Genomic DNA, 12129 nt, shown 5'->3' on the forward strand with positions numbered 1-12129 from the left:
TTTTTGGCAATGGCCGGTTAGACCTCTACCGCCAGGCTGTCGGCGATCTTCTTCTGCCAGATTTGCGGGCCGGTGATGTGCACCGACTCGCCGCGGGTGTCCACCGCCACGGTCACCGGCATGTCCTTCACCTCGAACTCGTAGATGGCTTCCATCCCCAGTTCCGGGAAGGCCAGGACCTTGGCGCCCTTGATGGCCTGGGCCACCAGGTAGGCGGCGCCGCCTACGGCCATCAGGTAGACGGCCTTGTGGTCCTTGATCGCCTCGATGGCGATGGGGCCACGCTCGGACTTGCCGATCATGCCCAAGAGACCGGTCTGGTCGAGGATCTGGCGGGTGAACTTGTCCATGCGGGTCGCTGTGGTCGGGCCAGCCGGGCCCACCACCTCGTCGCCCACCGGATCGACCGGGCCGACGTAGTAGATGAAGCGGCCCTTGAGGTCCACCGGCAACGGCTCGCCCTTGTTGAGCATGTCGACCATGCGCTTGTGGGCGGCGTCACGACCGGTGAGCATCTTGCCATTGAGCAGCACGGTCTCGCCCGGCTGCCAGCTCTGCACCTCTTCCGGGGTCAGGGTGTCGAGGTCGACGCGGCGGGCGCTCGGGCCGGCTTCCCAGACGATTTCCGGATAGGCGTCCAGCGGCGGGGCTTCCAGGGCGGCGGGGCCGGAGCCGTCCAGCACGAAGTGGGCGTGGCGGGTGGCAGCGCAGTTGGGGATCATGCACACCGGCAGGGAGGCGGCGTGGGTCGGGTAGTCCTTGATCTTGACGTCCAGCACCGTGGTCAGGCCGCCCAGGCCCTGGGCACCGATACCCAGCTGGTTGACCTTGTCGAAGATCTCCAGGCGCAGCTCTTCCAGACGATTCTGCGGACCGCGGGCCTTCAGCTCATGGATGTCGATCTCGTCCATCAGCGATTCCTTGGCGAGTACCGCGGCCTTCTCGGCGGTACCGCCGATGCCGATGCCCAGCATGCCCGGCGGGCACCAGCCGGCGCCCATGGTCGGCACGGTCTTGAGTACCCAGTCGACGATGGAGTCGGACGGGTTGAGCATGGCCATCTTCGACTTGTTCTCGGAGCCGCCGCCCTTGGCCGCGACATCGATCTCCACGGTGTTGCCCGGGACGATCTGGTAGTGGATCACCGCCGGGGTGTTGTCCTTGGTGTTCTTGCGCGCCCCGGCCGGGTCGGCCAGGATGGAGGCGCGCAGGACGTTTTCCGGCAGGTTGTAGGCGCGGCGTACGCCTTCGTTGATCATCTCGTCCAGGCTCAGGGTGGCGCCGTCCCAGCGTACGTCCATGCCGACCTTGGCAAAGACGGTGACGATGCCAGTGTCCTGGCAGATCGGCCGGTGGCCAGTGGCGCACATCCGCGAGTTGATTAGGATCTGGGCGATGGAGTCGCGCGCGGCGGCGGATTCCTCGCGCAGATAGGCCTCGTGCATGGCCTGGATGAAGTCGACGGGGTGGTAATAGGAAATGAACTGCAGGGCGTCGGCGACGCTCTGGATCAGGTCATCCTGCTTGATCACGGTCATGTACGCGCTCCTCTTGGCGGTTTCTTGCGCCTCGCCCACGGGCGGTGGCGAGACGGGCGCGCAATTCGGGTCGCACGGACCGGGCAACGGAAGCGCCCGATCGGAGGGGTGGCCTGGACACACTGAGAAGGCCCACCCGGCCGGGGCGGCCGACCCGAGAGCGGCGCGGCAGTATAGCCTTTCAGGGGCCAGACGGCACGCCGTGCGGGACGGCTGTGGGCGATCAGCGCCTAGCGGCGTTCCAGGGCCGCCGGGTTGACCAGATCGGTCGGGCGCTCGCCGGTGAGCGCCGCGATCAGGTTATCCACTGCCCGTTCCGCCATGGCATGGCGCGTCTCGTGGGTGGCCGAGCCGATGTGGGGCAGGGTGACCACGTTGGGCAGCTCGAACAGCGGCGAGGCCTCCAGCGGTTCCTGGGTATAGACGTCGAGGCCCGCACCGCGGATCTGGCCGCTGCGCAGCGCCTCGATCAGCGCCGGCTCGTCGACCACCGCGCCGCGCGCCAGGTTGATCAGGATGGCGCTGGACTTCATCAGTCCCAGTTCGCGGGTGCCAATGAGCTTCTCCGTGGCGGCCGAGAGAGGCACCACCAGGCAGACGAAGTCGGCTTCCTGGAGCAATTCGTCCAGCTCGCGGCGTTGGGCACCCATCTGCTCTTCCAGTTCGGGCTTGGGGCTATTGGCGGAGTAGAGGATCGGCATGTCGAAGCCGAAGTGGCCGCGCTTGGCGATGGCGGCGCCGATACGACCGGCACCGACGATGCCCAGGGTACGGCCATGGATATCCGTACCATAGTGCTCTTCGCCGATGCCCTTGCGCCAGAGACCGGCCTTGACGAAGGCATCCAGCTCCGGCACCCGCCGCGCAGTGCTCATCAACAGGGTGAAGCCGAGATCGGCAGTGGTTTCGGTGAGGACATCCGGGGTATTGGTGAGCAGGATGCCGCGCCCGGTCAGGTAGTCCAGGTCGTAACTGTCGTAGCCGACCGAGACGCTGGCGATGGCTTCCAGGGTGGTAGCCATCTCCAGCTCCTTCTCGCCCAGTTTGCGACTGGCGCCGATCAGGCCCTGGGCCTTGGCAGCGGAGGCGGCGAAGAGATCGATGTTGGCACTGAAGGGAATCACCTCGACGGTGAAGTGTTCGCGCAGACGTTCCACCAGGCTTTCGGGCAGGCGGTTGTAGACCACTACGTGCTTCTTGCTCATCGACACCTCGGATTGCGAAAAAAGTTAAGCCAGGCCCGCCGCCGCGAAGCGCGGACGCTCGCCATGCTGGTCGAGCAACACTTCGAGCCCCTCGCGTGTGGGTTCCTGGTTGAATTCCAGACCCAGGGCCTCGCGGTGAATCCCAGTCGCGGCCAGCCAAAGACAATCGATCTGCGCCGCCACCGCACCGGGCACGTCGGTCACCAGGGAGTCACCGACGAACAGCAGTCGGCTGGCGCCCCGTTCGCCCAGTTCCCGTGCCGCGCAGCGATAGGCATAGGGATCGGGTTTGCCATACCAGGTGACCGCGCCGCCCAGTTCGGCGAAGCGATCCGCCAACTTGCCGGCTGCATAGCAGGGTAGACCCCCGGACACCACGTTGCGATCCGGATTGGCGCACAGAAAGGGCTTGTCGAGGGCGCCGGCCAGCGGTGCGAAGCGGGCTTCCAATTCGTCTTCCGGGAAGCTGCCGACCCCCAGGATGATGGCCGCCAGGTCGATGTCGTCGACGAAGCGTTCGCGGATAACCGCGGGCCAGCCGACCTGGCCGGTACCGGGGCCGGACAGATAGATACCGCCCTGGCTGAATGTAGGGTCCTTGAGAAAGGCATCGATGGCCAACTGACCGGAGGTCGTCACGCCAGCGAAGAGGTGGCGTGGTACGCCCAGCTTGACCAGTTCCTCGGCCATGCCCTCGGCATCGCGTGAGGCGTTGCTGAGGAACCACACCGGCTTGCCCTCGGCCGCCCGCCGCTCCAGCCAGGCGCGGGCGCCGGGAAAGGTCTCGTAGCCGTCGATCAGCACGCCCCAGAGGTCGAGGATGAAGCCGTCATAGGTGGCCAGAGCGTCGTCCAGTTGATCGAGGCGGAGCAGGGTAGGAACAGTCATGCAGCGGAATCCGATGGTGAAGAAGGGAAACAGCAAGCCTAACCGGTTTTGCCGAGCGGCTGCCGAAAACGCAGACACCGGCCTAAGCCGGTGTCTGTTTTGTCGCGCTAAGCGAGACTCAGCGGGTGGACGCCTTGCCCGCCTTGGCGACTTCCAGGGCCTGGGTGTCGACGCGGCCGTAGATGTCTTCGAAGCGGACGATGTCGTCCTCGCCCAGGTAGCCACCGGACTGCACCTCGATCAGCTCCAGCGGTACCTTGCCGGGGTTGGCCAGGCGATGCACGGAGGTCATCGGCAGGTAGGTGGACTGGTTCTCGGTCAGCAGGAACACCTTGTCGTCGCAGGTGACCTCGGCGGTACCGGAGACCACGATCCAGTGCTCGGCACGGTGGTGGTGCATCTGCAGCGACAGCTGGGCACCCGGCTTGACGGTGATGCGCTTGACCTGGAAGCGCTGACCCATGTCGATGGAGTCGTAGGAACCCCAGGGGCGGAAGACTTCCTGGTGGGCCTTGACCTCGTTGCGGTTCTGCTTCTCGAGGGCATTGACCAGCTTCTTGACGTCCTGGACCTTGTCCTTGTGGGCGATCATGACGGCGTCCTTGGTTTCCACCACGACCACGTCATCCAGGCCGACCAGGGTCACCAGCTTGCCATTGCCGTGGACCAGGCAGTTGCGGCTGTCATGCAGGACGACGTCGCCCTTGAGCACGTTGCCGTTGCTGTCCTTGGCATGGACGTCCCACAGGGCGGACCAGGAACCGACATCGTTCCAGCCGGCGCTCATGGGCACCACGCAGGCGCGGGTGGTCTTTTCCATGACCGCGTAGTCGATGGAGTTGTCCGGGCAGACGGCGAAGGTGGCGGCATCGATGCTGATGTTGATGCCGTCGATGCTGCTGCGCTCAAGGGCCAGCAGGCAGGTGTCGTAGATGTCGGTATCGTGCTTCTTCAGCTCTTCCAGGAAACGGCTGGCGCGGAACAGGAAGATGCCGCTGTTCCAGCAGTAGTCACCGGAAGCCACGTATTCGGTGGCGGTAACGGCATCGGGCTTCTCGACGAAGCGCTCGACGCGTGCCACGCCCTCGGGCAGACCGTCGGAGGAGCCGGTCTTGATGTAGCCGTAGCCGGTCTCGGGCGCGGTGGCCGGAATACCGAACAGCACCATTTCGCCGCGCTCGGCGGCGGCGGCGGCCTGCTGCAGGGCAGCCTTGAACTGGGCTTCGTCTTCGATCACGTGATCGGCGGGCAGCACCAGCATCAGGTCATCCTTGCCGTCGGCGACCAGTTGCATGGCGGCGATGGCGACGGCCGGCGCGGTGTTGCGGCCGAAGGGCTCCATGATCAGCGCCTGGGGTTTGCACTCCACGGCCTTGAGCTGCTCTTCCACCAGGTAACGGTGCTCGGCGTTGCAGACGATGATCGGGCAATCGATGCTGCCCTCGCAGCCCAGGCGATTGATGGTCTCCTGGAACATGGTCTGTTCGCTGGTCAGGGCCAGGAACTGCTTGGGGTAGAGCTTGCGCGAGAGGGGCCAGAGTCGCGAGCCGCTACCACCGGACAGGATGACGGGAATCATGGGCGTTACTCCTTCAGCGTCTGCTGATTTGTGGCCGCTGTCCCTAGGGTCGGGACGAAGCGTCCGTGCTTCGAAAGGTCAACCGTCCGGAAACCGTGACGGTACAACTTGAACAATGCGGACTGATTGCCAGTGGCCATTACAGCCTCCAGCAAGGACCAGACAAAGACAGAATCAAATAGAAGTGGTTCTCAGCGAAGTTTCCTTTTTCCGGAATAACGACGATTTTGAGAGATCCGACAAGTTTCTTGCCAGGAAAGCCGTCGCCGCGCTGCAACCTTTTTATTGGAGGGAGATGACAGTCTTTCATGGAAGTAGCCCAGGGGTTGTGATCGCCTAGCCACTTCGGACGTACAGGACATAAGGCCTTCTGCCATCCGTCGATTTGCCAATTTAGTCATGAGGGGCGTCGCGGAGGAAGACCAGCTTATCGGCCGTCGAGCGATCATCTGCATAGGCATAGCCTTGGTCGGCAAAGTCCCGCAGGTCGTCCACCTGGGTGATGCGCTGCTTGATCACGTGCCGGGCCATCAGGCCGCGCGCCTTCTTGGCGTAGAAGCTGATGATCTTGTACTCGCCGTTCTTGAGATCGCGGAATTCCACGTCGACCACCCGGGCCTGCAGGTGGGAGCGGCGCACGGCAGTGAAGTATTCGTTCGAGGCCAGGTTGAGCAGGACGTCATCGCCCTGGGCCGCCAGGTCCGCATTGAGCCAGTCGCTGATGCGTTCGCCCCAGAAGGCATAGAGGTCCTTGCCGCGCGGATTGGCGAACTTGGTGCCCATCTCCAGGCGATAGGGTTGCATCAGGTCCAGCGGGCGCAATAGCCCATAGAGTCCCGACAGCATGCGCAGGTGGCGCTGGGCGAAGTCGAAATCGTCAGCCTGGAAATCGTCCGCGGCGAGTCCGGTGTAGACGTCGCCCTTGAAGGCCAGGATGGCCTGCTTGGCATTGGCCGGGGTGAAATCTGGCGTCCAGCTGCCGAAGCGGGCGACGTTGAGCGCGGCGATCTTGTCGGAGACGCCCATCAGCTTGGCGACATCCGCTGGTGTTAGGTGCTTGAGCCCGTCGATCAGCTCGCGGGAGTGATCCAGGTATTGCGGCAGTGTGTGGCGGGTGGTGCTGGGTGGCGTGTCGTAGTCCAGCGTCTTGGCGGGCGAAATCACCATCAGCATCGGGTTGGCTCCTCTTGGCGAGGCGCCATTCTAGAGGCCTGCGCTGCGCTACTCCAGTGCTCGTTGCGCATGGGGTCGATAGGTATTGACCGCGCCACCAGGGCGACGTTGCCCGGGCAACCGACGATCGATACCGGTCTTGGAAAAAAACTCGGCGGCGCTAAAAAAAGCTTTTGTGCCCAAGGCCTTTTGCGTTATTACCGAACTGTCCGTCGCATCTCTCGGGTCCCGTGCCCTCATGTTGGCCGGTCCGTGAACCCGTTGCTGGAGCGACGGCACCTTTCGCTGCGGAGCGTCGTCCTGGCGCTCCGTCGACTGGCTTGCGAGTCAAGCGTTTCTGACGAGGTGAACGAGTATGGATGATCACGGACGCTCCCGCCCCACCCAGCCCACTCTCTATGTGCTCGACACCAACGTACTGATCCACGACCCCAACGCGCTGCTCAATTTCGAGGAGCATCACGTCGCCATTCCCATGACGGTCCTGGAGGAACTCGACAAGCTCAAGACGGGCAAGCACAACGTCGCCGCCGAGTGTCGGCAGGCGATCCGACTGATCGACAGTGTCCTGGCCGAGTCCTCCCCCGAGGACGTCGAGCGGGGCGTACCCATTCCCCGCGGCAAGGGCGAGGCCAAGGGGCGCCTGTCCATCCTCATGGGCCGTCGTGCCGGGCCCATGGCCTGCCTGCCCGACGACATCAACGACAACCGCATCATCAACCAGCTCGTCGAATTGCGGAATCTGCATCCCCAGGAGCGGGTGGTGCTGGTCACCAAGGACATCAACATGCGCCTCAAGGCGCGTGGTTGCGGCATCGCCGCGGAGGACTACCAGACCGATCAGTTGCTCGATGACGTCTCCCTGCTGTCCCAGGGCTATCACAACCTGCCGGGGTCCTTCTGGGACAATGTGAGCAAGGTGGAAAGTCGTCAGGAGCTGGGCCGGGTCTGGCATCGGGTACAGCTATCGGCCGAGTTGCCGCCTTTCAACGTCAACGACTTCGTGCTCGACGAGCAGGGCTTCGTCGGTTGGGTCAAGGCGGTGCGCGATGGCGAGGTGATCCTGCTCGACATGCACCAGGAACCCTTGATGCACCAGGAAGCCTGGGGTCTCAAGCCGCGTGACATCTATCAGGCGCTGGCGCTGTTCGCCCTGCTGGAGCCGGACATCCACCTGGTCAATCTCACCGGCGCCGCCGGTTCGGGCAAGACCATCCTGGCGTTGGCGGCGGCCATCGAGCAGACCATGGTCACCAAGAGATACCGCCGGATCATCGCCACCCGCAGCGTCCAGGGGCTGGACGAGGACATCGGCTTCCTGCCCGGCACCGAGGCCGAGAAGATGGAGCCCTGGCTGGGCGCCATCACCGACAACCTCGAAGCCCTGCACATGGATGACCACAACCCCCACGGCAGCGTGGACTACATCCTGAGCAAGGTGCCGCTGCAGTTCAAATCCCTCAACTACATCCGCGGTCGTAGTTTCCAGCAGAGTCTGATCCTCATCGACGAATGCCAGAACCTCACCCCGCACCAGATGAAGACCATCATCACTCGCGCCGGCAGCGGCTCCAAGGTGATCTGCCTGGGTAATCTGGCGCAGATCGATACCCCCTACCTCTCGGCCACCAGCTCGGGCCTCACTTACCTTTCCGAACGCTTCAAGGGCTTCAACCACGGGGTGCACATCACCCTGCAGGGCGTACCCCGTTCCGTCCTCGCCGAATACGCCGAGGCTCATCTGTAATATCCCTCGGTCCCCGCCCAGCCTCGGGCGGGGATCAAATCCCCTGCGGCGGGTCTACAATGGCAGGTCCTTTCCAGGAGTCATGCCGTGCTGACCCATCTCGATTCCCAAGGCCGTGCCAACATGGTCGATGTCACCGACAAGCAAGTGACCTTCCGTGAAGCCACGGCCGAAGCCCGGGTGCGCCTGCGTCCGGAAACCCTCGCGCTGATCCAGAGCGGTGGCCATCCCAAGGGCGATGTCTTCGCCGTGGCACGCATCGCCGGCATCCAGGCGGCGAAGAAGACCGCCGATCTCATCCCGCTGTGCCATCCGCTGATGCTGACCAGCGTCAAGGTCAACCTGACCGCCGAGGCGCCCGACGCGGTGCGCATCACCACCACCTGCAAACTGTCCGGCCAGACCGGAGTGGAGATGGAGGCCCTGACCGCCGCCAGCGTGGCGGCACTCACGCTCTATGACATGTGCAAGGCGGTCGACCGCGGCATGACCATCGAAGCCGTACGCCTACTGGAAAAGAGCGGCGGCAAGAGCGGTCATTTCCGCGCCGAGGAGCAGCCGGCATGATCCGCGTGCAATTCTTCGCCCGCTATCGCGAGGTGCTGGGCCGCGCCGAAGAAGCTCTGCCTTGGGCGCCGGATCTCGCCACCGTCGGCGACCTGCGCGAACACCTGGTCCAACGCGGCGGTCTTTGGAGCGAAATCCTGGGTGAGCGCGGCCTGATGTGTGCACGCAACGAAGAGCTCTGCGGCCTCGCCGAGCCCTTGCGTGATGGCGACGAGGTCGCTTTCTTTCCCACCGTGACCGGAGGTTGACCATGGCCATCCGTGTTCAGGCGGCAGCCTTCGATCCCGGCCAGGAACTCAATGCCCTGCATGCCGCCAATACCGGCATCGGAGCGGTAGTGGGGTTCGTGGGCTACGTACGCGACTTCAACGACGGGCGCGATGTCGGTGGCCTGTTCCTCGAGCACTTTCCCGGCATGACCGAGAAGGCCCTGGCGCGTATCGCCGAGGAAGCCCGTCAGCGCTGGCCGCTGCTGGGCGTCGACATCCTGCATCGCATCGGTCGCCTGGAGCCGGGCGAGCCCATCGTCTTCGTCGGCACCGCCAGCGCCCATCGCCAGGCCGCCTTCGACGCCTGCAACTTCGTGATGGATTATCTCAAGACCCGTGCCCCCTTCTGGAAGAAGGAAGACACGTCCGAAGGCCCGCGCTGGGTGGAGGGACGGGCCAGCGACCAGGATGCCGCTGGGCGTTGGGCGAAGGGGTGATAGGAAAAGACGCGAGGCGAGGATTATCCTCCAGCCTGGAAACTAATCGCGGCCATGGGCCGCTCCTACAGCGCCTGATGCAACTGTAGGAGCGGCCCATGGCCGCGAAAGGTTCAGCCAGCGGAGCAATAGCTTCGACAGACCTCCAGGGTAGAGGCCGAACGAATATGCCTCAACGCTGCCGAGGCACCGGCTTGAGCAGCTCGGCCGGGGGCATCTCGCAGGCGATCTTGCGGCCCAGCAGGGTTTCGATGGGCGGCAGGGCGAAGGCGTCGTCTTCACCGGCGAAGCTGATAGACGTACCACTGGCCCCGGCGCGGCCGGTACGGCCGATGCGGTGCACGTAGTCGTCCGGGTCTTCCGGCAGGGTGAAGTTGATCACGTGGCTGATGCCGTCGACGTGGATGCCGCGACCGGCCACATCGGTGGCCACCAGCACGCGGATCTTGCCGGCGCGGAAGCCTTCCAAGGTTTTGATGCGCTTGTGCTGGGGCACGTCGCCGGACATCTGGGCGGCGCTGATGCCGTCCTTGGTCAGGCGTTCCTCGATGCGGCGCACCTCGTCGCGACGGTTGGCGAACACCATCACCCGCTCCCAGTTGTTCTGGGCGACCAGGTTGTAGAGCAGCCGGTACTTGTCGCTGGAGGAGACGGCGTAGACGTGCTGCTCGACGGTGTCGCTGGCAACGTTCTCCGGCTCGATCTCGACGATGGCCGGGTTGGTGGTCCATTGCCGCGCCAGGTTCATCACATCCTCGGTGAAGGTGGCGGAGAACAGCAAGGTCTGGCGTTCGCTCTTGGGCGGGGTCTGGCGGATGATCTGCCGTACCTGGGGGATGAAGCCCATGTCCAGCATGCGGTCGGCTTCGTCCAGCACCATGACCTCGACCATGTCCAGGTGGACCTCGCCACGCTGGTTGAAGTCCAGCAGACGACCGGGAGTGGCCACCAGGATGTCGCAGTAGCGGGCTTCGAGCTGCTTGAGCTGCTTGTCGAAGTCCATGCCGCCGACGAAGCTCATGACGTTCAGCCCGGTGTACTTGGCCAGGTCCAGGGCGTCGTTGGCGATCTGCACCACCAGCTCGCGGGTCGGCGCGATGATCAGCGCCCGCGGCTCGCCCATGTAGCGCTCTTTGGGCGGCGGGGTGGTGAGCAACTGGGTGATGGTGGAAATCAGGAAGGCCGCGGTCTTGCCGGTGCCGGTCTGGGCGCGGCCTATGGCATCCTGGCCCTTGAGGGTGAAACCCAGCACCTGCGCCTGGATCGGCGTGCAATAGGGGAAGCCGAGATCATGGATGCCGTGCATCAGGCGCGGATCCAGGTTGAAGTCGTGGAAGCGTGTCTTGCCTTCCTGGGGCTCGACCACGAAGTCTTCCAGCTTCCAGGTATCGACCGGCTTGGGTTTGCGCGGACTGCGCTCACGGCGCGGCTTGGCAGGCTTGTCCGCCTGGGCACGCGGCTCCTGGGTACGGGCTTCGTTCGGCTGTCTGGGCTTGCGGGGCGACCGCTCTACCTGAGGCTCGGGCGTGGCGACGGCGGTAGGCGAGGGGGCTTCGGAGGGAGCGCTGGGGATAACCTGGGGCGCAGAGGGGACGGTCGGCTGAGCGACGTCCTGGTCTTTGCCCAGAAATTTTTTGAGTGCCTTGAGCACGGAGGGTCTCGATCATGGAAAGCGGAATGAGACCGCAGTGTAAAGCAACCGACGTGCCCGGCAACAACTACCTGCCGAACATAGGCGAGATCGGCTCAGCCGCTGATCCGATTTCGCCCGGCGCCCTTGGCCTCGTACAGGGACTTGTCCGCCCGTCCGACCAACTCGTCCAGGCTATCGGCCTTGCGCATCTGTGCCAGCCCGATGGAGACGGTCACGCCCGGCAGCTTGCCGCAGGGTGAATAGAAGTCCTTGATGTCTGCCAAGCTCTGGCGCAGACGCTCCGCGATGGCTATGGCTTCGTCACGGTCGATTTCCGGCAGCAGGATGACGAATTCTTCGCCGCCATAGCGGGCCATGCTGTCCTTGGGACGCAACTGGTCCCTCAGGGTGTTGGCGACCAGGCAAAGGGCATAGTCGCCCGCCAGGTGGCCATGGGTGTCGTTGTAGCGCTTGAAGTGATCGACATCGAGCATCAGCAGGCTCAGGGGCTGCCGATTGAAGGCGCAACGGGTGCTCTCGCGTTCGAACAGTTGCTCGAGACGGCGACGATTGAACAGTCCGGTCAGGGTATCGACGTTGGCATTGCGTTCGGTGTCGACGATCAGTTGGTTACCCCGCCGCATCCGCTCGCACAGGATGCCGAGCAGGTTGTGCATGGCCTTGGCCGAGCGCTCGATCAAATCGAGGACCAGGTCGCGATGCAGGCAGAGGACCTGGGTATCGGCCTCGGCGATGACGTGGGCGCTGGGTCTTTCGCTGTCGAGAAAGCTGATTTCGCCGGAACATTCCCCCGCACCCAATAGATAGATGGGCGGATTTTCCGGAGAGCCCAGATGGACGCGCAGGCGCCCCTCCAGAATCAGGTACATGTACTGATTGATCTGCGCGGGCGAGAGCAGGCACTCGCCGGCCACCAGATTACGGGTGGTCGAGCGGGCGATCAGGGCCTCCAGTAGATGGATTTCCACGCCCTCGAACAGGCGCAGATCTCTCAGGGAGGCAACTGGTACTTCGGCCAACCATAGCGACAATGGGGCAGCCATCAAGAGATCACCCCACGGGCTGAAAGGAA

At 64.1% G+C, this 12129-nt stretch carries 11 protein-coding genes; 4 read left to right on the forward strand and 7 right to left on the reverse strand.

Going from position 1 to position 12129, the window contains the following annotated elements:
• Window positions 1-17 precede the first annotated feature (17 nt).
• The 5 genes from CCZ28_RS20440 to yaaA form a co-directional block, all read right to left on the reverse strand.
• Window positions 18-1538, reverse strand: coding sequence for a fumarate hydratase (locus CCZ28_RS20440; protein ID WP_140220622.1), 1521 nt, complete (start codon window positions 1536-1538; stop codon window positions 18-20).
• A gap of 230 nt (window positions 1539-1768) precedes the next feature.
• On the reverse strand, window positions 1769-2743 hold the full coding sequence (locus tag CCZ28_RS20445; protein WP_140220623.1) for a 2-hydroxyacid dehydrogenase: 975 nt from the start codon (window positions 2741-2743) through the stop codon (window positions 1769-1771).
• 24 nt (window positions 2744-2767) lie between these two features.
• A complete protein-coding gene (locus CCZ28_RS20450; RefSeq protein WP_140220624.1) occupies window positions 2768-3631 on the reverse strand; it encodes a TIGR01459 family HAD-type hydrolase in 864 nt (287 codons plus the stop codon).
• 118 nt (window positions 3632-3749) lie between these two features.
• Window positions 3750-5210, reverse strand: a complete 1461-nt coding sequence (locus CCZ28_RS20455; RefSeq protein ID WP_140220625.1) for a mannose-1-phosphate guanylyltransferase/mannose-6-phosphate isomerase — start codon at window positions 5208-5210, stop codon at window positions 3750-3752.
• A 393-nt stretch (window positions 5211-5603) separates the two neighbouring features.
• Entirely contained in the window at window positions 5604-6383 is a 780-nt protein-coding gene (yaaA, locus tag CCZ28_RS20460; RefSeq protein WP_140220626.1) for a peroxide stress protein YaaA, read from the reverse strand.
• Between the two features lie 355 nt (window positions 6384-6738).
• Between yaaA and CCZ28_RS20465 the strand changes: the two genes are divergently transcribed.
• From CCZ28_RS20465 to moaE, 4 genes are all read left to right on the forward strand, one after another.
• The gene (locus CCZ28_RS20465) at window positions 6739-8130 is read left to right on the forward strand and encodes a PhoH family protein (RefSeq protein ID WP_058760242.1); all 1392 of its coding nucleotides are present in this window, start codon (window positions 6739-6741) and stop codon (window positions 8128-8130) included.
• Between the two features lie 87 nt (window positions 8131-8217).
• Window positions 8218-8697 (forward strand): cyclic pyranopterin monophosphate synthase MoaC, encoded by a 480-nt coding sequence (moaC, locus tag CCZ28_RS20470; RefSeq protein ID WP_140220627.1) that lies wholly within the window; start codon window positions 8218-8220, stop codon window positions 8695-8697.
• Window positions 8694-8945 carry a MoaD/ThiS family protein gene (locus tag CCZ28_RS20475; protein WP_140220628.1) on the forward strand — a complete coding sequence of 84 codons (252 nt, stop codon included), beginning with the start codon at window positions 8694-8696 and terminating at the stop codon, window positions 8943-8945. Before moaC ends, CCZ28_RS20475 begins: the two co-directional genes overlap by 4 nt.
• A 2-nt stretch (window positions 8946-8947) precedes the next feature.
• Window positions 8948-9403, forward strand: a complete 456-nt coding sequence (gene moaE, locus CCZ28_RS20480; protein ID WP_140220629.1) for a molybdopterin synthase catalytic subunit MoaE — start codon at window positions 8948-8950, stop codon at window positions 9401-9403.
• Window positions 9404-9575: 172 nt separating this feature from the next.
• Here the strand turns inward: moaE and rhlB are convergent, their stop codons facing one another.
• Together rhlB and CCZ28_RS20490 are read right to left on the reverse strand one after the other, a co-directional pair.
• Window positions 9576-11054 (reverse strand): ATP-dependent RNA helicase RhlB, encoded by a 1479-nt coding sequence (gene rhlB / locus CCZ28_RS20485; protein ID WP_140220630.1) that lies wholly within the window; start codon window positions 11052-11054, stop codon window positions 9576-9578.
• 95 nt (window positions 11055-11149) lie between these two features.
• Entirely contained in the window at window positions 11150-12100 is a 951-nt protein-coding gene (locus CCZ28_RS20490) for a GGDEF domain-containing protein (RefSeq protein WP_140220631.1), read from the reverse strand.
• Window positions 12101-12129: the final 29 nt, after the last annotated feature.

This window comes from Pseudomonas oryzihabitans (genome assembly GCF_006384975.1).
In the GTDB taxonomy this organism is placed as follows: Bacteria; Pseudomonadota; Gammaproteobacteria; order Pseudomonadales; family Pseudomonadaceae; genus Chryseomonas; species Chryseomonas psychrotolerans_B.